This is a genomic window from Geovibrio sp. ADMFC3 (assembly GCF_054687035.1).
This window is the reverse complement of sequence record NZ_BAAFZG010000002.1, coordinates 2,514,765-2,534,871: the sequence shown is the minus strand read 5'-3', so window position 1 is coordinate 2,534,871 and position 20,107 is coordinate 2,514,765. Positions and strand designations below refer to the sequence as shown.

Genomic DNA, 20,107 nt, shown 5'->3' with positions numbered 1-20,107 from the left:
AGCGCATATCCGTCGGATCAGTGCCATATCATATACGGCATGTGGTCAATATATAAACCTTATGAATGGGTTAATGACCACAAACAGCCTAAGGGAATGAATGTTGATCTGCTGAAAGCTCTGACAGACGCCGCCGGATGCACATATGAAATTATTCCCGGCAATTATAAGGATAACCTGCATAAGCTTGAAAGCGGGGAAATAGATATGATGTCCATCTCTCCCGTGCGTGCCGCAAACAAATTTGCAGCGCACATACCAACATCAATAGTGCTTTACAGGTCTATTTTCACCAGAACAGATATGCCTTACCTGACAAATATGGACGAACTGAGGGGTAAAACAGTTCTGGTTGTAAAAAACACATACAGCCACTCATATCTTGTTGAACACGGCGATGAATATAATATCCGTACTGTCACCTATGACACCTCCCCTGAAGCTATGCAGGCTTTATCAGACGGCGAGGGTGATGCACTTCTCTCAACAATGGAGCTGGCGCTAAACTCCGCTTACCAGATCGGCGTTAAAAATATACGCAGCAGTTTCATACCGAATATACCAGCTATATACGGCTTCTGTGTTAATAAAAACAACAATGAACTTTATGAAAAAATGCTCGTGGCGATGGAAGAAATTAAGCGCAGCGGAGTGTATTTTGAAATCATAAAAAAATGGCATATAAGAGATATTTCCACTCCCTCTTGGTATTACTACACACTAATAGCTCTTGCCGCCGTTATTGTCGCAGCATTTATAATACTGATCTGGAATAAGATGCTCAAAAAACAGGTTCAGAGAAAAACAGCAAGCCTGAGAAGCCTGTCCTCGCTTTTTCAGATGGTTCTTGATGCCATGCCTGAATGTATATACCTGATCAGCAAAGATGGGAAGGTTTCATGGACTAACGTTAATAATACTCAGAAAAGAACATACCCAATGGAAAATATTCAGAAGGAAATAGAATCTGCAATACATGAAAATAAATGCTTTGACTTAACCCGACTTTCCAACGATGCCCGTTCGTGGCGGATAGCGGCAGTTACTCTGGATAATGAGCAGGATAAGCTACTGGTAATTATGTCAGAGGTGACAGAAACCGTTAAACTCAGAGATGAAGCCCTCATGGCTGTGCGTCTTGCCGCAATCGGGGAAATGGCCGCTACTATGGCACACGAAATAAACAACCCCACCGCACTGATCGGTCTGAATATGGATCTGATGAAACGCATCCATCAGGGGATAAACAGTTATGTTGATGACCACCCAGAGAGCTTCAACGATCTTGACAAATATGTTGACGGGTGGATGTCGTCAAAACAAACTGTAGAAGAGGCGGAAACAAATATCAGCGAAAGCCTGCGGCGTATATCAACAGTGATTCAGGAGCTTAAGGCGTACAGTGTCAAAAAGCCGAACACATTTGAAATAATAGATATGAAAAAGATTGTTAACGATGCCCTTAAATTCATCGGCTTCTTTACCAAAAAATACACAAACAGCTTTGTGTTCAATGCCAGTGATAATCTGAATAAAGTGTTCGCCAACCCTTTTCAGATGGAACAGGTCGTAATCAACCTTATACAGAATGCCTGCTACGCTCTGACTGAAAAAAAACAGAAAATTATCTGCTCACTTGAAAACACTGAAGATAACAAATATGTAAAACTAAGCGTCACAGACGAGGGGCGGGGAATAAGTAACGATATTATTAATGATATATGGAACCCCTTTTTCACTACAAGACGTAATCAGGGCGGAACAGGGCTCGGACTGGCTATCATATCGAGAATTGTAAAAGAACATAAAGGCTATCATGAGCTTTCAAGCATTCAGGGTAAGGGAACAGTAGTATCGCTGTACCTGCCTTCAGTGAGTAAAAACGAGGTTTAAATGCTGTCTGTGCTTTTAATTGATGATGAAATAAAGTGGATGGAATCTTTTAAGAAAGTGCTTTCCAATTATAAAATAACATCAGAAGACAATATCTTCACTGCCCGGAACGGTTCGTCCGCAATGGAAATCCTGTCTGATCGGAACATAAATATAGTATTCCTTGATCTTATTCTTGAAAATGAACACGGAGAGGATGTTCTTAAACTGATACGCAGTGAGTTTCCCGAAGTGACCGTTGTTATAATGACAGGGATGAACGATATCTTCACCGCAGTGACCTGTATGCGGGAAGGTGCTGCCGATTACCTTGTAAAAACAGCCACGGTGGAAGAGCATATCGCCAGCGTGAAAAGAGTCGGTGCCATGTGTGATCTCATTGCCGAGAATAAGGCTCTGAAAAAAAGCATCTTTTCCGACCACGCAGGCGAATTTGACAGATTTGTCACATGCAGCCCGAAAATGTTCACCATTTTTAAATATCTCTCAGCAATAGTAACAAGCAAAGAGCCCGTCCTTATATGCGGAGAAAGCGGCGTCGGCAAAGGTGTTCTGGCAAAGGCGTTCGCAAGCGTGGCAAGGCAGGGCAGACCCTTTGTTTCAGTGAATATCGCAGGGCTTGATGAGCAGATATTCTCAGATACCCTCTTCGGGCATATCAAAGGTGCCTTCACAGGAGCAGAACACACCAGAACAGGTCTGATACAGCAGGCGGAAAACGGGGTGATTTTTCTGGATGAAATAGGAGATCTCCCCATGTCTCTTCAGGTTAAGCTGCTTTATCTGCTTCAGGAAAGAGTTTACCAGCAGCTTGGTTCAGATAATGTCAGGCATTCGGAAGCCCGCTTCATACTGGCTACAAATGATGATCTCAGAAAAAAACAGGAAGCAGGGCTGTTTCGCAAGGATCTTTTCTACAGAATCAGCACTCACAGTGTGACAATACCGCCTCTCAGGGAGCGCAGAAACGATATTCCGCTCCTTTTTGAGCATTTTTTAAAAGAAATATCCTCTGAAACTGCAATGCCTATCCCGCACTATGACGACACATTAATATATTTCCTTATGAAATGCGACTTCCCCGGGAATGTGCGTGAGCTTAGATCCGCTGTTTACAATGCAGTGCTTAAGGGCGGCAGCACACTGACAGTAGAAGACTTTCATCATTTGGACAACGGTTTGAATATGCCTGCAAACACTTTCACGGAAGAAAACATCCTCCCCACTGTCAATGAAATTGTCAATCAGCTTATTTATGAAGCAATGAGGCGTTCAGGAAATAACCAAAGAAAGGCTGCATCACTTATCGGGCTTTCACAGTCAACCCTGTCACGCAAGCTCAGAATGTGAGCCTCTTTTTCCTGCATGGATCAGAGAAGGCAAAGACCTGATAAAGCCTTAATATATACTGCTATTTTCATTCGCAGGAGGATAGCTTTCAAACGGTTCAGACACTAATTGATTATTGTTGACATATGCGGATATGCCTGATATATCTGTTCTCTCTTAATGGAGAGGTGGCCGAGTCAGGTTGAAGGCGTACGACTGGAACTCGTATGTGCGTGAAAGCGTACCGAGGGTTCGAATCCCTCCTTCTCCGTTTTTTTAAAGATCAAGAGAGTGGCTCGATGGGGCCTCTGCAATGGTTGCTGTGTGAACCCCGCCAGGCCCGGAAGGGAGCAACGGTAACATTTGCGATTATGTGCCGGAGTTTCCCTGTCGAGCCTTTTTAAGTTTAATTAAAAAACTTCGGAGTCACCAAATGCTTACCAGCTTCAGAAAACAAAAAGCCGTCCTCAAGTTTGCTCTTTGGTTTGTCATCATTGCATTCGTAGTCACAATCTTCCTTGTATGGGGTGTGGGTGACAAAGTTGCGAACGCCAATTATCTCATGAAAATCAACGGTCAGACTGTCTCCTACGATGAATACACCACAACCCTTGAAAACACCCGTAACTACATGAGAAGCATATTCGGAGACAACTTCGACTCTCTCGCGCAGGACGGCGAACTTGAGAAAAAGGTCATCGAAGACATCACAAACAAATATCTTCTCATCCAGAAAGCTGAAGAAAACGGTATAACCGTTTCTGATGACGAGGTTCTCGCAATGATCATGTCAATCCCCTCCTTTCAGGTGGACGGACAGTTCAATAAAGAGGCTTACCAGACTATACTCGCCAGAAGCCGCATGACTCCCCAGCAGTTTGAGGAATCAGTGAGAACTGACAGAATAGCCGAAAAAATGCGCGAACTCATCTCCGCATCAGTTTCAGTCAGCGATGAAGAAGTTGCAAAAGAATACACATACAGAAATAAAAAAGCATCAGTTTCCTACATGGCATTCCATGCCGAAAACTTCGCCCATGAAGTTAAAACGGAAGAAGCCGTTCTTAAGGAATACTTTACCGCAAACTCTGAAAACTACCGCATTCCGAAACGTATAAAGGTCACATACACTTACTTTGATCCCGCAACATTTGTCCCCACAGCGGTTATCTCCGATCAGGATGTGGAATCTTACTATGTGCGCAATCAGGATCAGTTCAATACACCCGAACAGGTACACGCAAGACACATTCTTATCCGTGTTGAAGACTGGCACAACGATGAGGCGGTTAAATCTGCCCTTGCCAAAGCTGAGAGTGTTCTGAATGAAATAAAAGGCGGTCTTGACTTCGCTGAAGCTGCCAAAAAATATTCCGCAGATTCTTCAGCTGTTAACGGGGGCGACCTCGGTACATTCACAAGAGGACAGATGGTTCCCGAATTTGAGGAAGCAGCCTTTGCTCTTAACACAGGCGAGATAAGCGGCGTTGTTAAAACAATGTACGGTTTCCATATAATCAAATCCGAAGAGAAAAAAGAAGCCAACAAAGCATCTCTTGAAGACGTTAAGGAAGACATAAGAAAACTGCTCACTGCTCAGGCAGGTGAGGCAGAGTTCAGGGAATATGTTTTCGGCAAATACACTGAAATCGTTAAGGCAGCAAATATCACAGCATACAACAGCACAGCAGAAAAACAGCTTCCGGTAAGAGAAACAGGCTTTTTCTCCGCAGAAGACATTGTTGAGCCCATATCTGCCAACCCTGATGTAATGACCAAGCTCTTCAGGCTTTCCAAGTCCGAAGTAAGTCAGGTTGAAACGATAAACGGCGTAAGCTACATATTTGAAGTCGCAGATGTTCAGGAGTCAAGAATACCTGAATTTAACGAAGCCCGTCAGGCTGTGACAACAGACTATGTAAATGCAGAAGCAGTTAAGATTGCCTCTGAAAAAGCAACCGAAGCCATGGCAGAAGCTAATATTAAAGCCGCTTCGGAAAAAACCGGAATAACATACACCACAACACCCCAGTTCATAAGAGTTCAGCAGATTCCCGGAATCGGCATGAACCTTGAGCTTAATGACATGATCTTCGCAGCAGGCGCTGAAAAGTTTATAGCAAGACCCTTCATTAACGGAAGCACAGTATATGCTGTCTACGTGAATGAAATCATTGAGCCTTCAATGGATGAGCTTAAGGACTATGCTGATATGATTAAAAATGAGCTTTTAGTCACAAAGTCTGACGAGGCTCTTAAATCATACCTTGATACAGCAAAAGCTGATGCGAAAATCGAAGTCAGCCCTTTTTACCAGAACCTTTTCTAGTCTGTATTAAACTGAAATAACTCACCAAGCCCCTGCGGAGTAATCTCCACGGGGGCTTTTTTCTTGACACTGCCCCGCTTTTGTTCCACTATCGCAAAAAAATCACAAAGGTGCAGCATGCCGGATATTCAACAGGTTCTTCTTTTTGCAGTAACTTCTGCCATTCTTGCGGTCACTCCGGGTCCGGATATTCTTTACGTAATCACACGGGGAATGACACAGGGACGCAAGTCAGCCATGGCAGCCGCAGCAGGATTTTCTCTGGGAAACATAACCCATACTGTTTTTGCTGTGATTGGTCTTTCTGCCGTGGTAATGTCATCGGCAACCATCTTCACCGCCATAAAGCTTCTGGGTGCAGCGTATCTTATTTATATCGGCTGGAAGACTTTTACAGCTAAAAGCACCTCATTAGACGGAAAAGATGCAAAGATCCTTTCTCCTAAAGCAATTTTTATACAGAGCATCACTGCTAACATAGTCAACCCCAAGGTTGCACTGTTTTTCATCGCTTTTCTGCCCCAGTTTGTAAGAGCGGAAAACGGTTCAGCTGCATCACAAATGGCAGTGTTCGGGCTGGTGTTTATAGTGTGTACGTTCATTGTGTTCGGAATATGCGGCATCCTCGCAGGTTTTATAGGCGATTATCTTAAACGTCATGAGAAAGCGGGTACGCTCATGAACAGAATTGCCGGACTGGTTCTGATGGGGCTTGGTCTTAGTCTCGCACTGTATAAGCGTGCATAAAAAAGGGGAAACTCCTCTTCCAAAGAGCTTCCCCCGTAATATCCGAAATCTTAAAACACTTTAACCTTTTTCTAACATCCTGACTTTGGGTTATCTCCGCCGCCGTCAAGGGACATCATGGGGTATTCTCCATTAAAACACGCCTTACAGAATTCGCCGCCGCCGGCACACTCTTCAAGGCAGTTTATATCAAGATAACCCAAAGTATCCGCAGTGATGAACTTGCGTATCTCCTCAATATTATGGCTTGAGGCAATAAGCTCTTTTCTGGTGGGAGTGTCGATTCCGTAGAAGCACGGGAACTTTGTGGGTGGTGAACATACTCTGAAATGTACTTCCCTGGCACCTGCCTCACGGAGCATTTTAACAATCTTGCGGCTTGTAGTTCCCCTGACAATTGAATCATCAACAACCACAACTTTTTTACCGCTGATCACGCTCTTTACAGGGTTCAGTTTAATCTTAACACCGAAGTGCCTTATCGACTGTGAAGGCTCAATGAATGTCCTGCCAACGTAGTGATTCCTGATAAGCCCCATTTCAAGGGGTGTGCCGCTCTGTTCGGAATAGCCCATTGTGGCTATTATGCCGGAGTCAGGCACAGGAACCACAATGTCGGCGTCTGCCGGCTGCTGTATTGCAAGCATTCTGCCCATTCTTTTGCGGACATCGTAAACATTCTCGCCGAATATCATTGAGTCCGGTCTTGCGAAGTATATATGCTCGAAAATACAAGGTTTCGGAGTCTTTTTCTCAAACGGGTGGAGAGATTCTATGCCGGAGTCGCTTATTATAACCATTTCACCGGGCTCTATCTCTCTTATGAATTCTGCACCAATGAGGTCAAGGGCAACTGTTTCCGAAACAAGAATATAACCGTTTACAAGCTTACCGAGAATAAGCGGACGTACACCCAGAGGATCACGCACGCCTATGAGTTTATCTTTTGTCATAAGGAGAAGCGAATAGGCTCCCTGAAGTTTTTTCAGAGAGGCTATAATCGATTCGATCAGGTTGTCTATGCCGCTTTTTGCAATGAGGTGAACCACAACTTCGGAATCAGAGCTTGAATTGAAGATAGCTCCGTTTTTGACAAGCTGCTTTTTTACATCATCTGCATTAACTATGTTTCCGTTGTGGGCTATTGCCACCGGTCCGGCGTTTATCTCCACACAAAAGGGCTGAATATTGCGGATATGGCTTTCTCCAGCTGTTGAGTAGCGGTTATGTCCGATAGCCATATCGCCTTCAAGGGCATCGATCTTGTCTGCACAGAAAATATCCGCCACAAGCCCCTGCCCTTTTTCATATACAATTTTGTCACGGTCAGAGACGGCAATGCCCGCTCCTTCCTGCCCCCTGTGCTGAAGGGAGTAAAGCGAGAGATACACGAGGTTTGCGGCTTCCTTGCATCCGAATACGCCTGCAACGCCGCACTCCTCGTGAAATTTATCTAATATCATTTCATCCACTCTCCGATAGTGTTCAGGAATTTGTCTGCTGCCTCCTGAACTTCCGCCTTGATAACGGTTCTGCCCTGATGCTTGATAACGATGTGGGCACCTTCCACTGTTCCTATCGGCGTGCATTTAACACCGTGCTTTTCAGCGAGCTTTTCAAATGCTGCTGAGTTAAGCCCGCCCACTTCCACAATCACCCTTCCCTGTGTTTCAGCAAAGAGAAGATGATCAGTACGCATGTCATCCTCAAGGTTGATCCTGACGCCCATTTGTTTCTCGCCGAAGCACATTTCAGCAAGTGCAACAGCCAGACCGCCTTCGGCGGTGTCATGAGCTGAAAGCATCAGGCTTTTTTCTGCCGCTTCCACAAGAAGATTGATAAGAGACTTCTCTTTCGCAAGGTCTATTTTAGGCGGAGTACCTTTTTCAATACCATGAATAATACTTAAATACTCGCTTCCGCCTATTTCATCAGTGTTTTCACCGAGAAGGAAAATATTGCTTCCTTCAAGCTTGAAAGTGCTTGTTACAGCTTTTTCCACATCATCTATAACACCGACCATAACTATGGTGGGTGTGGGGTAAATTCCTTTTCCTTCGGTTTCGTTATAGAGGCTCACATTTCCGCTGACAACAGGAGTATCGAGTGCTTTGCCCGCATCAGCCATTCCTTCCACAGCTTCTACAAACTGCCACATAATATCAGCTTTTTCAGGGTTGCCGAAGTTGAGACAGTTGGTGAATGCCCTTGGGCGTGCGCCGCTTACGGCAACGTTTCTGGCAGATTCAGCCACCGCTGCCATTCCCCCTGTTCTGGGGTCAAGGCGGCAGATACGGCTGTTGCAGTCTGCGGAGAGAGCAATGCCCTTCTTAGAGTCAGGAATACGTATCACAGAGGCATCAGAGCCGGGGAGAACCGTTGTTCCGACCCTCACCATATGATCATACTGCGTATATACCCATCTCTTAGAGGCGATGTTCGGAGCTGCAAGAAGCTTAAGAAGAACACCCTTGAGGTGGTCGGGTTCTTTAACATCCACAGGCTTGTTCAGCTCGTCCATGTATTCGCCTCTGGCGTATGGTCTGTCATATTTGGGAGCTTCGCTTGAGAGAGGAGCAGCAGGGAGAGCCGCAACCTCTTCACCCTGCCAGCGCAGGCGGACATAACCGTCTGTGGCAACATGACCTATAACCTCAGCGTCCAGATCCCATTTATCAAAAATAGCCTTAACCTTGTCTTCACAGCCTTTGCGTACAACCATGAGCATCCTTTCCTGTGATTCGGAAAGCATTATCTCATAGGGAGTCATGCCCTTTTCACGGGTGGGGACTTTATCAAGATCCAGCACAACACCTGACTGGGCGCCCATTTCAAATGAGGAGCTTGTAAGCCCTGCTGCACCCATATCCTGAATGCCCACAACCCAGTCTTCCTTCATAAGCTCAAGGCATGCCTCAAGAAGAAGTTTTTCTTTGAATGGGTCGCCTATCTGTACATTGGGACGCTTGGATTCACTTTCTGCGGAGAATTCTTCACTCGCCATTGTGGCGCCGTGGATTCCGTCTCTGCCGGTTTTAGCGCCGACATATATCACGGGGTTTCCTTCCCCTTCCGCTTTTGCGAGGAAAATTTTATCTTTATTAACAAGACCGAGGCTGAATGCGTTTACCAAGGGGTTTCCGGCGTAGCAGTCATTGAAAAATACTTCGCCGCCCACCGTGGGAACACCGAAGCAGTTGCCGTAAAAGGAAATTCCGGCGACTACGCCTTCAAAAATTGACCTTGTTTTTTCATTGTCTATTTTACCGAAACGCAATGAGTTCATGGAGGCTACGGGTCTTGCGCCCATGGTAAACACGTCTCTCATGATTCCGCCTACGCCTGTGGCAGCACCCTGAAAGGGTTCAATGTATGACGGGTGGTTGTGGCTCTCCACTTTGAAGCATGCACATATATCGCCGTCAACTTCTATGATTCCGGCATTTTCCCCCGGTCCCTGTACAACCCACGGAGCCTTTGTGGGAAGCTTGGCAAGGTGGATACGGCTGCTTTTATAGCTGCAATGTTCGCTCCACATAGCGGAAAATATGCCCAGTTCTATATAGTTAGGGGTTCTGCCGATAATCTTTTTGGCGTGTTCAAATTCCTCCGGTTTGAGCCCCATGCCTCTGGCGGCCTCTGCGGTCACTTCGGGATATCTGAATGTATCGTACATGCTCATAGAACACCTTTAATTACTTTACGGAGGGATTCAAAAATATGAAAACCGTCTTTAGTCTGCATGATCTCTTCAGCGCATCTTTCAGGGTGCGGCATCATTCCCAGAACGTTTCCGCTTTTGTTTATGATTCCGGCTATGCCGTTTATGCTGCCGTTGGGGTTTGAACCTTCGGATGTTTCGCCGTATTCATCGCAGTAGCGGAAAACAACACGGTTATTGTCTTCAAGTTCTTTTATCACGTCTTCTGATGCGAAGTAGTTTCCTTCGGCGTGGGCAATGGGGATTCTCACTATCTCACCGTCAGCATATCTGCTTGTGAATGCTGTTCCGGCGTTATCCACACGGAGGTTTACATATTTGCATATAAACTTCAGCTCTCTGTTACGAAGCAGAGCGCCGGGAAGAAGCCCTGATTCGGTAAGCACCTGAAAACCGTTGCAGATACCAAGAACATAACCGCCCTTATCAGCAAATTCTGTTACTTCCTGCATTATGGGTGAATGTTTGGCGATAGCGCCGCAGCGAAGGTAATCTCCATAGGAGAAACCGCCGGGAAGAACAACCAGATCAACTCCTTTGAGATCTGCATCCTTATGCCAAAGGAAAACAGTATCCATTCCGAGGACATGCTTTAAAACGTGATAACAGTCGTGATCGCAGTTGGAGCCCGGAAAAACAACAACTCCCGCTTTCATTAATTATCTCCGTCTATTTCGATTCTGAATTCTTCAATGATTGGGTTTGCAAGAACCTTATTGGCTATCTCTTTGAGTTTTTCCTCAACATTTTCGCATTTTTCGATTTCTATCTCGAAAAACTTTCCGACCTTCACATCCTTCACAAAGTCGTGTCCCATGCGGTTCACAGCTCCGAGGATAGTCTGTCCCTGAGGGTCGAGAACCCCGTTCTTAAACTTTACAAATACTTGTGCTTTCATAAAACAACCCCGCTCATTTATGAATATCGTGATATTTTCTGAGGCGAAAACAGCCTCCCCGCTAAGAATAAACGGGGAAGGCGGAAATTTTAAGCCGTTATACCAAACTTGCAACGTATTGTCATTGGAAAACTTGAGAATAAAATGATTAAGTGAATAAGTGTTTCAAAGGTGTATTCCGGCTCTTTTTAGCTTAAATAAGAAACGTCTGTATTTCTTACGTATCCGCAATTTGGCTAACAGGCTGATACTGTTTACCGCCCATGAGAAAAAGTTCCTGTTCCCCAGCCCGTCAACTATAACAAGACAGCACTCACCGTCTAAGTCGGGCTTATACAGGATATTGTCAAGCTGAAGCTCCGCAGGGATTATGTTGTTAGCAAGAAGATAGCCGTAAAGCAGCTCGATCTGCCGTTTGAATTTTGAAAGAGGTATCCCGCTGTCAACAAGGGACTGCAATGATTTACATGGTTCTCCATGAGCGTCTGTAACCAGATCAAACACCAGACCGGGTCCCATATTTGTTTCAACCCAGCCGTAACAGCGGGCAAGGTTGCTCCATGAAATATTCTTTTTTTCAAGAAAACCGTAATAGTCGAAGTCTGCCTCGTTCTGAGGCATCTTATTAGGTCTGTTGATATGTTTGATTTTTATACATAATTTCGATTCCGAGGGATGCCGGTAGCAGTCCCTCTCCGAACCAGAACCGATCTTCAGAGAATCATTCAGTATTATCTTATTTCTGTTCATTTACAGTATTCAGAAAGTAATCATAATCTTGACTTAATAAACTCCCAACCGTTGCGGATATGTGTTTCAACAAGTTTTTCCACCCTGTCCTTATCCCGCAGCTCCAAAGCTTCAATAATGCTCTGGTGTTCCTTTGCAACTTCCTGAGTTCTGCCTGTTTCAGAGAAAGAAAAAACTGTGGCACGCTTAAACTGCTGCTGAAGTCCCGCCAGAATTTTTATAAGGCGTTCGTTTCCGCAGTTTTTTATGAAAATATCATGAAATTCCGAATTCCAGTTCACCATGTGACCGACTTTTGATGAACCTTCCCTCACCTTAGAGGCAAGCTCTTTCATTTTCTCTACATCATCTTTGGTGAGCCTTTCTGTAGAGAGCCTTGCAGCAAGTGCTTCCAGCCTTATTTTAATGACAAAGATCTCATCGACATCCTTATCGGTAATTTCTGTAACCACCGCACCTCTGCGGGGGATTATCTCAATAAAACCCTCTGTCTCAAGGTGACGCAAAGCCTCTCTGATTGGAGTCCGGCTGATTCCAAGCTGTTCTGAAAGCTTCGGTTCAACAAGCCTTTCACCAGCTTTTATAACTCCTTTGAGGATGTTTGTTCTTATTGTTTCGGCTATTCTTTCACTTAATGGGGTATTGTCGATGTTAATGTCCCTGACTCCCATCCTGAACCTCTGCTTTTATCGCCCAAAAGGCTTCTTCATTGGGCGTTTTTATTTTCTGATATTGTGCTTCAGATATTCCCATGCGTTCTGTATGTGCCAGCGCACTTTTTTCTCAACAAGATCAGGATCGCCGGAAGCAAACGCCTCAATAATCTCCTGATGCTCCGCTACGGCATGCTTCGCACGCTCACGGTTTGAGACCAGGACAGTTTTAAGCCTCTGGAAATTTTTTGCCAGACTGTCGAGAATTTCAAGAATTTTCTTGTTATCCGAAGCAGTTATGAAGACATTATGGAAGTCTACATTATACTTAAGGTATTCATCCATAACATTTGGATTTTCGTATGCTATATCACGGAATTTTTCATTTATCTTCCGGAGGCGGTCAATGTCCTTTTCATTAAGATTAGGAGTCGCCTGCCTCGCAGCCAGACCTTCAAGGCTTGCTTTTACTGCGTAAAGATCGTCTATATCTTTAATAGTAAGGGCTTTAACAACAGCACCCTTACGGGGAACAATCTCAATAAACCCTTCAGTCTCAAGCTGCCGCAAAGCTTCCCTTATGGGTGTACGGCTGATTCCCAGACTTTTGGCAAGTTTCGGTTCAACAAGCCTTTCGCCGTCGGCGTGAATGCCTTTTATGATATCTGCCCGTATTTTATCGGCGATTTTCTCTCTCAGGGGTTTGCTTTCCAATACGTTTTCCTGCTTCAAAAACCGGCTCCCTAATCATCTTTTGCCGTATATTTAAAGAAATTAATTTCCTGTCCAATTAAATGGATGTAACATAAACAGAATGCTATAAATATCTTGAAGATATTTTTTACTAATGGTAACATTTTGTATTCTGTATACTGTATTCAATTTAAACTATTTTTTCTTTTTCGTCAAACAGAACATTGTATACAAAATGCAATCCGTGTCAAAATGTCGTTAAATCTTTGATTTCAGAGAGTTACAGTAATCATTACTCTTTATCCCTTCGGAACTTTGTGTAATAATATATCCCATGAAAAAAATGCTTTTTGTATTTGATATTGACGGAACCATATGCGAAATCGGCAAGCCTGTGGCTCCGGAGCTGGCAAACGAGCTTAAAAGGCTCTCTTCTTCGCATAAAGTTGCCATCGCCTCCGGCAAACCTTTTACTTATATCACAGGTCTTTGCAGACAGCTTGAGCTGACTTCTGCCTCAGTAATAGGCGAAAACGGAGGCGCCGTGAGCATGGACGCATCTTTTCCACCTTCCGGTTTCCGCCTTGCGGCTGTTCCTCACGGTCATGAAAATGATATTGAGAGCATAAAAGCAGCCTACAGAAATGAATTCGGCAGCAGAATATGGATTCAGCTGAATCACCTCAATGTAACATTTTATCCGGTGAATCCGGAGGATATATGTGCGCTCCATGCCTTTGCCCCGCAGTTTGAGACTGATTTTATCAAGGCGTATTATCATTCTGATTGTCTGGATTTCACCCCTTCTCATATTAACAAAGGAGAGGGACTAAAAACTCTTCTGAAAGAAACCGGTTTTTCAACTGATAACACATGGGTTTTCGGTGACGGTGAAAACGACCTTGAAATGTTCAGAACAGCCGGAAATTCTGTCTGCATTGGCGGAAACACTAAGCTTAAGGAAGCAGCAAGTCACTGTGTGGAGGATATTGCATCCCTTGCGCCGTTTTTACAACGGTTTTAGATAACGGTAAGGCGGTCTGTAAGCCGGATTCTGTCTGAGCTTTTTTAAAAGCCGAGGCAGTCATTAATCTAGGCATACAGTTGCCTGCATGCTCAAGCGGTTCACCCGTGAACGCATAGTCGGGCGGGCAGCCCTTAAACGATCACCTATTTAACCTTGCACCGAACGGGGTTTACCATGCCTCCTCCGGTCACCCGGCGGAGCGGTGGTCTCTTACACCACCGTTTCACCCTTACCTGCTCCCCTAAAGAAACAGGCGGTCTGTTTTCTGCGGCACTTTCCCTGCCTCACGGCACGTCAGCGTTACCGACCGTTCTGCCCTGCGGTGTCCGGACTTTCCTCCCGCACATTGCTGCGCCGGCGACTGCCCGACCGCCTTACCGAGTTGGAAACCTAATATCATACGCACCAAAACGCAACACATTTCGCTTCAATTTAATATATGAACAATGTATAGTTCCGCTATGAGCGGAATGAACTGTTTTGAGCATGACATAGCTGAGATGAAGTCAGACACCCTGAGCAGGTTGGGCAGAAAGGTTGAAATTGCCTGTGAAATGCTGGGCAGTGAAGAAAGATTTCATGAACGGCTGGAAAACATGATTGAAAGAACTGAGCATGAACTCAGCGGCAATCTGAAACGCAGGAAGCGCAGACAGCTCATGTGCATCCTCGAACGCCTCAAAGAGAAATTCTCGAAATCGGCAGAAAAGATAGATATGATAAAAAAAGCCAAGGAAAAGGCTGTAAAAGATTATAAAGAGCAGCGTGAAATCCTCGGACTCTCTGACCACACCTTCATAAACGGATTCATAAAAAATCTTTAGACCGGCATATTATTCCGGTCGGAAATGATCGCACAGATCAGAAAATTTTTCCTGATCAGCAGTTTGCGATCAGCCGACTGAAAATATTATACAATGCAAAACGATCTTATTGAAAACGGCTGTCAGAGGCTTCTGCGAATAATATGTACCCATGATCAAGGAAGCCGGCTGTTACGCCGGCCCTTGCGAGATCCTTCTCAGTGAGCGTGGTTGTTCCACTACCTGCAGTTATACTAACAAATTACATGCCAAATCTGATCAGTATAATACCCGCAACAATAACAAGAGTTCCGGTGAGCTTACTCAGCGAGAATGCCTCTTTAAACACAAAAACCCCAAGAGCAAGGGCAAACACAGCATTCACCTGCCTTAAGGCGGCAGCGTAGGAAACCTCCATAAAAGTAAGTCCGTATCTGTAGGAGGTAAACGAGAGAAAAACGATCACCCCTGCCGTTATGAAATATTTTTTTTCTGCTCTCACAAACTCTTTTCTGAATGGTCTGTGTTTTATTGAGTAAACAGCAAGATATGATGTCATAAAAAAACAGAGGCAGTAAGTATAGAAGATCATATTCCCGCCGCCTACTCCTCCTTTATCCGCAAGGGCTCCGAAGGAATAAGAGAAAGCTGCCAGCAATGCAAACACCGTTCCTTTTGTGAGCCTCAGGCGGTGCCCCTTGGTTCCATTCAGGGTTATTCCGCCGAGAACGGTGATAATGATTCCTGTTATACCGAAAAAAGTAAGTTTTTCCCCAAGAAAAAGAGTTGCCCATATTAATATAAAAAAAGGTGAAGATGTGGTGATAGGGTATATGGATGAAACATCGCTGTAACGGTAAGCTGTTGATAGAAAAAGATGATATAGTGTAAAAAATGTTCCGCCAATCAATCCGTATATTACGGCGTTCCTGTCAAAATACATATATTCTCTGAAGAATATAGGGAAAAGCGCAGTGAAGAATATCAGATTTATAAAGTGCATGAAAAAATTAAATGCATACTTATCAGAAGAACGCTTCAACAGCACATTCCATATGGAGTGGCACAGTGCGCTGAAAACAATGAAAATAAAACCTGTCAAAAACTCCTCCCCGTCATAGCCTGTGAAATCCATTTCTATCAGCACTTTCAAAAATATTCAAGCATCTGAAATAGAATCTATCTTTAAAACCCGATATTGTTAATAGGTTTTAGCACCATGCTCCTCACATCTATAAACTATACTGATAATCCTCTTTTATTACCCGTGATCAAATCTCTGTTTATTTTTTACAATTGAACTAAAGATAATTTAATCCTGACAGGATCATGCAGGCGCCGACCCTTTTAATCTGCCTCTAAATACTGATACAAAAGGCTTTAAACTCTTAAAACACTTATTTTATTATGACACTTTTTAATTTTTTTTAATGTACATTGTATACAATTTACCTATTGACATCGAATAGTCTTAGTGATAGAAAATAAACAGCGGTATAAAATTGAAGATTATTATAATAACAAGGAGGCATACTAATGGGACTTAAGGACGTTCTTAAGAAGAAAATTGATGAGCATCGCCCCAGAACAGCCAGACTCACAAAAGAGTTCGGCGATGTAAAACTTGGTGAAGTTACAATCGGTCAGGCTATAGGCGGTGCAAGAAGCGTTAAGTGCCTTGTTACTGACATATCATATCTCGACCCCATGGAAGGTATCCGTTTCCGCGGTCTTACAATACCCGAAGTTATGGAAAAACTCCCCAGACCCAAAGGAAAAGACTATCCTTATGTAGAAGGTTTCTGGTACTTCCTTCTCACAGGCGAAATACCCACTCAGGCTCAGGCCGAAGAAGTTGTTGAAGACTTCAAAAAAAGAGCGCAGGTTCCCCAGTATGTTATAGATATACTCAGAGCTATGCCCAGAGACTCTCACCCCATGACTATGTTCTCCGCAGCTATAGTTGCTATGCAGCGTGAGTCAAAATTCGCTAAATTCTACGCAGAAGGCTTCAATAAAATGACTGCATGGGAACCCATGTATGAAGATTCATGTGACCTCCTCGCCAGACTTCCCGAAATAGCGGCTTACATCTACAGAATGAAATACAAAAGCGACACTCCCATCGCTTCTGATAAAAACCTCGACTTCGGCGGCAACTTTGCTCACATGATGGGCATCGATGCTCCTTATGATGATGTTGCGAGAATGTACTTCATCCTCCACTCCGACCACGAGTCAGGAAACGTTTCCGCTCACACTACTCACCTTGTGGCTTCCGCTCTCAGTGATGCTTACTACTCACTTTCAGCAGGTATCAACGGTCTTGCAGGTCCTCTTCACGGTCTTGCTAACCAGGAAGTTCTCGGATGGATTCAGGACGTTTACGCTAAACTCGGCGGAAAAGTTCCCACTAAAGAAGATCTCAAAAAATTCCTCTGGGATACTCTTAACAGCGGTCAGGTTATCCCCGGGTACGGACACGCAGTTCTCAGAAAAACTGACCCCAGATATACTTCTCAGCGTGAATACTGCCAGAAATACCTTCCTGAAGATGAACTCTTCAAAGTTGTTTCAATGATTTACGAAGTTGCTCCCGATATCCTTATGGAACACGGAAAAGCTAAAAACCCATGGCCCAACGTGGATGCACAGTCCGGTGTTATCCAGTGGTACTACGGTCTCAGAGAGTACGATTTCTACACTGTTCTTTTCGGTGTGGGCAGAGCGATCGGCGTTCTTGCAAACATCACTTGGGACAGGGCTCTCGGGTACCCCATTGAGCGTCCGAAATCTGTTACCACAGACATGCTGGAAGCTGCAGCAGGAATCAAAAAATAATTACTGCAATCCTTCACGCAATACCTATAATATGTTAACAGGAAGCCTTCGGGCTTCCTGTTTCTTTTTTAACCATCTCAACCCGTGCATCCTGCTGTATTGAGATACACGCTCACGCCTTGATCAACACCGCTTCGCTCCGCACGGCGACTTCCCATCTATCCGATAATCCAAAATTTGCTCTCCATAGAAATTTTGGTTACACGCTCACGCTGAGATAAACACCGCTTCAAACGGCATGAATTTGAGATATCAGCATCATGAAGAAAAACTAATAACCCCAAATACGCCGTTGACTCACATTAAATAAATTGATACTGATCAATTGCTTTTAATTTTTTGTAATATATATTACAAAAAACTATTTTCTGATAAAGGTGATGCGGTGAAAAATTTTTCAATCAAAACAAAAGTGCTGTCAGCACTCCTGATACCATTCATTATGCTTACCTTTTACACTGTATCAAATGTTGTAAGGGATTCCGGGTTGCTCAGGAAGGCAGTATCTCTGCAAAAATTCGTGGATTTTTCCGTGTCCGTCAATGCCCTTGTGCATGAACTCCAGAAGGAACGGGGACTTTCTGCCGGATATATGTCCGGCGGTGAAACACTTTTTAAAGATAATCTTGAAATTCAGTTTGAATCCACAGATAAAGCATTGCTTCAGGTCAGAGATATTTTAAACAACAAGCTTTCCGGTTCTTCAAATACGGTAAAAGCGATGAACAGCCTGAAAAACCTCGACTCCATACGGTTGAGTACAATGGATAGAACAGCAAATTCTCCTGATATTATAAACTATTATACGGAAATAAATAAGTTGTTCATAAACTCGGTCTCGGAAATTTCTTCTGATATGGACGACCAACAGCTAGTTAAAGATATAATTTCCTACACTAACTTCATGAATGCAAAGGAACTGACAGGGCAGATGCGCGCTGTTATGGCGTCTGTATTTGCGGACGGCAAATTCACCGATGGTATGTATGAAAAATATCTTCGTCTCACAAGCGAACGTAAAACATACATGGACTCATTTGTGTGGACTGCACGCAAGCAATACAGAGAAAGCGCCGAAACTGCTGAAAATGCCCCGTACAGCATTGAAGCGGCAAAAATGGAGCAAACAGCAGCAGAGAAGTTAACTGATTTGAATGAAGATGCCGGAAAGTGGTTCAGTTTGATGACAGAAAAAATTGATTCCATGAAAAACACAGAGGATCTCATTGCTGCTACAATGACGTCATATATGAACGGGCAGATCAGCTCCGCCAAAAGGCAGCTCATTCTCACAGGCGCAGCCGCTGTTGTGGGATTCATAGCTTTTGCATCTCTTATTTACGTTCTTCTGCTTTCTGTAATAGGAAATATACGCATGTTGATAAACCTCACAGCACAGCTTAATGAAGGCGACGGAGACCTGACAAGGCGTATAAAAGTTACAAACAGGGATGAGATAGGCAAACTCGCCGATAATGTCAACTGCTTTATTGAAAATATTCAGGTTTTAGTCGGCGGTGCTGCAAAATCAGTATCCGTAGTGGCATCCGGTACCACACAGCTTGCTGCTTCGGTTGAAGAATTGTCTGTAACCTTCGGGGAACAGTCAAAAGAGATAAGCGGCATAGCTGCTGCGATGAATGAAATGAGCGCAACTGCTGTTTCCATTGAGGATAATATCAGAGACGTGGAAAAGGCAGCAGAATCTGCCGCAGAAAGTATTGACGATGGACGCAAGGAACTCGACAGTATTGTTAAGCTCATAACCGATGTCAAATACGACAGCGACAGTCTGGCGCAGACTATTAAAAAGCTCGGCGAAACATCTCACGAGATAGGCGATATAGTCAAAGTCATTAATGAAATAGCAGACCAGACAAACCTCCTTGCCCTCAATGCGGCAATAGAAGCAGCAAGGGCAGGCGAAGCAGGCAGAGGCTTTGCAGTGGTGGCGGATGAGGTACGCAAGCTGGCAGAGAAAACTCAGTCGGCTACAGGTGAAATTATCAGCATTGTCACTCTTTTCCGCACAGAGACGGAGAACGCAGCAAAGGGTGCAGAAAAAACCTCTGCTAACATAGACAGATGTGTCAGCCAATCTGAAAATACCAAAAACTCATTCAGCCGTATAAACAAAGCGGTAATGGACGCTTCTGATAAAAACACGGTCATTACTGTTTCAGTTAATGAACAATCAGAAGCGATTCAGCACACAGGACAAAGCACTGCAGGAATATCCGCAGGAATTGAGCAAAGTGCTGCAGCGGTTGATGAAATAGCAGAAACGCTTAACAGCCTCGAAATCACTGCGGAATCCCTGAGACAGGCGGTTGAAAAATTTAAATACTGATAAATTGATATAAACTCAAGAGTTGGTTATATCAAATAAACTTATATTGTTTTTTTATCTGTTTTCTTTATAG

At 44.1% G+C, this 20,107-nt stretch carries 16 protein-coding genes, 1 tRNA gene and 2 other RNA genes; 10 read left to right on the top strand and 9 right to left on the bottom strand.

The window, feature by feature from the left end; translation table 11 throughout:
• Positions 1-39: 39 nt before the first annotated feature.
• The 6 genes from ACYRYY_RS12380 (at position 40) to ACYRYY_RS12355 (ending at position 6,298) form a co-directional block, all read left to right on the top strand.
• Positions 40-1,893, top strand: coding sequence for an ATP-binding protein (locus ACYRYY_RS12380; protein ID WP_460215914.1), 1,854 nt, complete (start codon positions 40-42; stop codon positions 1,891-1,893).
• Complete coding sequence (locus tag ACYRYY_RS12375; RefSeq protein WP_460215913.1) at positions 1,894-3,243, top strand: sigma-54-dependent transcriptional regulator; 1,350 nt, start codon at positions 1,894-1,896, stop codon at positions 3,241-3,243.
• 161 nt (positions 3,244-3,404) lie between these two features.
• A tRNA-Ser gene (locus ACYRYY_RS12370) sits at positions 3,405-3,493 on the top strand.
• A gap of 26 nt (positions 3,494-3,519) precedes the next feature.
• Positions 3,520-3,618: signal recognition particle sRNA small type (ffs, locus tag ACYRYY_RS12365), an RNA gene on the top strand.
• Positions 3,619-3,655: 37 nt separating this feature from the next.
• Positions 3,656-5,551, top strand: coding sequence for a SurA N-terminal domain-containing protein (locus ACYRYY_RS12360; protein WP_460215912.1), 1,896 nt, complete (start codon positions 3,656-3,658; stop codon positions 5,549-5,551).
• Positions 5,552-5,668: 117 nt separating this feature from the next.
• Positions 5,669-6,298, top strand: a complete 630-nt coding sequence (locus tag ACYRYY_RS12355; protein ID WP_460215911.1) for a LysE family translocator — start codon at positions 5,669-5,671, stop codon at positions 6,296-6,298.
• Positions 6,299-6,369: 71 nt separating this feature from the next.
• On the opposite strand, the gene purF is transcribed toward ACYRYY_RS12355, so the two are convergent.
• From purF to ACYRYY_RS12320, 7 genes are all read right to left on the bottom strand, one after another.
• Positions 6,370-7,761, bottom strand: a complete 1,392-nt coding sequence (gene purF / locus ACYRYY_RS12350; RefSeq protein WP_460215910.1) for an amidophosphoribosyltransferase — start codon at positions 7,759-7,761, stop codon at positions 6,370-6,372.
• Positions 7,758-9,980 carry a phosphoribosylformylglycinamidine synthase subunit PurL gene (gene purL / locus ACYRYY_RS12345; RefSeq protein ID WP_460215909.1) on the bottom strand — a complete coding sequence of 741 codons (2,223 nt, stop codon included), beginning with the start codon at positions 9,978-9,980 and terminating at the stop codon, positions 7,758-7,760. The genes purF and purL overlap by 4 nt, the downstream gene beginning before the upstream one ends.
• Positions 9,977-10,675, bottom strand: a complete 699-nt coding sequence (purQ, locus tag ACYRYY_RS12340; RefSeq protein ID WP_460215908.1) for a phosphoribosylformylglycinamidine synthase subunit PurQ — start codon at positions 10,673-10,675, stop codon at positions 9,977-9,979. Before purQ ends, purL begins: the two co-directional genes overlap by 4 nt.
• Complete coding sequence (gene purS, locus ACYRYY_RS12335; protein WP_460215907.1) at positions 10,675-10,917, bottom strand: phosphoribosylformylglycinamidine synthase subunit PurS; 243 nt, start codon at positions 10,915-10,917, stop codon at positions 10,675-10,677. Before purS ends, purQ begins: the two co-directional genes overlap by 1 nt.
• A gap of 165 nt (positions 10,918-11,082) precedes the next feature.
• Entirely contained in the window at positions 11,083-11,667 is a 585-nt protein-coding gene (locus ACYRYY_RS12330) for a YrbL family protein (protein WP_460215906.1), read from the bottom strand.
• 20 nt (positions 11,668-11,687) lie between these two features.
• Positions 11,688-12,338, bottom strand: coding sequence for a GntR family transcriptional regulator (locus ACYRYY_RS12325; protein ID WP_460215905.1), 651 nt, complete (start codon positions 12,336-12,338; stop codon positions 11,688-11,690).
• A 48-nt stretch (positions 12,339-12,386) separates the two neighbouring features.
• Positions 12,387-13,052: a GntR family transcriptional regulator gene (locus tag ACYRYY_RS12320; RefSeq protein WP_460215904.1), complete on the bottom strand. Its 666-nt coding sequence runs from the start codon at positions 13,050-13,052 to the stop codon at positions 12,387-12,389.
• Positions 13,053-13,347: 295 nt separating this feature from the next.
• Between ACYRYY_RS12320 and ACYRYY_RS12315 the strand changes: the two genes are divergently transcribed.
• On the top strand, positions 13,348-14,037 hold the full coding sequence (locus ACYRYY_RS12315; RefSeq protein WP_460215903.1) for an HAD family hydrolase: 690 nt from the start codon (positions 13,348-13,350) through the stop codon (positions 14,035-14,037).
• 3 nt (positions 14,038-14,040) lie between these two features.
• Here the strand turns inward: ACYRYY_RS12315 and rnpB are convergent.
• Positions 14,041-14,417: RNase P RNA component class A (gene rnpB / locus ACYRYY_RS12310), an RNA gene on the bottom strand.
• Between the two features lie 93 nt (positions 14,418-14,510).
• Between rnpB and ACYRYY_RS12305 the strand changes: the two genes are divergently transcribed.
• On the top strand, positions 14,511-14,864 hold the full coding sequence (locus ACYRYY_RS12305; RefSeq protein ID WP_460215902.1) for a hypothetical protein: 354 nt from the start codon (positions 14,511-14,513) through the stop codon (positions 14,862-14,864).
• A 241-nt stretch (positions 14,865-15,105) separates the two neighbouring features.
• Here the strand turns inward: ACYRYY_RS12305 and ACYRYY_RS12300 are convergent, their stop codons facing one another.
• On the bottom strand, positions 15,106-15,990 hold the full coding sequence (locus ACYRYY_RS12300; RefSeq protein ID WP_460216494.1) for a DMT family transporter: 885 nt from the start codon (positions 15,988-15,990) through the stop codon (positions 15,106-15,108).
• Between the two features lie 389 nt (positions 15,991-16,379).
• Between ACYRYY_RS12300 and ACYRYY_RS12295 the strand changes: the two genes are divergently transcribed.
• Both ACYRYY_RS12295 and ACYRYY_RS12290 read left to right on the top strand, forming a co-directional pair.
• Entirely contained in the window at positions 16,380-17,684 is a 1,305-nt protein-coding gene (locus ACYRYY_RS12295; protein WP_460215901.1) for a citrate (Si)-synthase, read from the top strand.
• 385 nt (positions 17,685-18,069) lie between these two features.
• Positions 18,070-20,034, top strand: a complete 1,965-nt coding sequence (locus tag ACYRYY_RS12290; protein WP_460215900.1) for a methyl-accepting chemotaxis protein — start codon at positions 18,070-18,072, stop codon at positions 20,032-20,034.
• Positions 20,035-20,107: the final 73 nt, after the last annotated feature.

Excerpts from the sequence above, each read along its gene's own strand:
- ACYRYY_RS12380 (WP_460215914.1), top strand. The coding sequence starts at position 40 with ATGTGGTCAATATATAAACCTTATGAATGGGTTAATGACCACAAACAG.
- ACYRYY_RS12375 (WP_460215913.1), top strand. The coding sequence starts at position 1,894 with ATGCTGTCTGTGCTTTTAATTGATGATGAAATAAAGTGGATGGAATCT.
- ACYRYY_RS12360 (WP_460215912.1), top strand. The coding sequence starts at position 3,656 with ATGCTTACCAGCTTCAGAAAACAAAAAGCCGTCCTCAAGTTTGCTCTT.
- ACYRYY_RS12355 (WP_460215911.1), top strand. The coding sequence starts at position 5,669 with ATGCCGGATATTCAACAGGTTCTTCTTTTTGCAGTAACTTCTGCCATT.
- purF (WP_460215910.1), bottom strand. The coding sequence starts at position 7,761 with ATGATATTAGATAAATTTCACGAGGAGTGCGGCGTTGCAGGCGTATTC.
- purL (WP_460215909.1), bottom strand. The coding sequence starts at position 9,980 with ATGAGCATGTACGATACATTCAGATATCCCGAAGTGACCGCAGAGGCC.
- purQ (WP_460215908.1), bottom strand. The coding sequence starts at position 10,675 with ATGAAAGCGGGAGTTGTTGTTTTTCCGGGCTCCAACTGCGATCACGAC.
- purS (WP_460215907.1), bottom strand. The coding sequence starts at position 10,917 with ATGAAAGCACAAGTATTTGTAAAGTTTAAGAACGGGGTTCTCGACCCT.
- ACYRYY_RS12330 (WP_460215906.1), bottom strand. The coding sequence starts at position 11,667 with ATGAACAGAAATAAGATAATACTGAATGATTCTCTGAAGATCGGTTCT.
- ACYRYY_RS12325 (WP_460215905.1), bottom strand. The coding sequence starts at position 12,338 with ATGGGAGTCAGGGACATTAACATCGACAATACCCCATTAAGTGAAAGA.
- ACYRYY_RS12315 (WP_460215903.1), top strand. The coding sequence starts at position 13,348 with ATGAAAAAAATGCTTTTTGTATTTGATATTGACGGAACCATATGCGAA.
- ACYRYY_RS12305 (WP_460215902.1), top strand. The coding sequence starts at position 14,511 with ATGAACTGTTTTGAGCATGACATAGCTGAGATGAAGTCAGACACCCTG.
- ACYRYY_RS12295 (WP_460215901.1), top strand. The coding sequence starts at position 16,380 with ATGGGACTTAAGGACGTTCTTAAGAAGAAAATTGATGAGCATCGCCCC.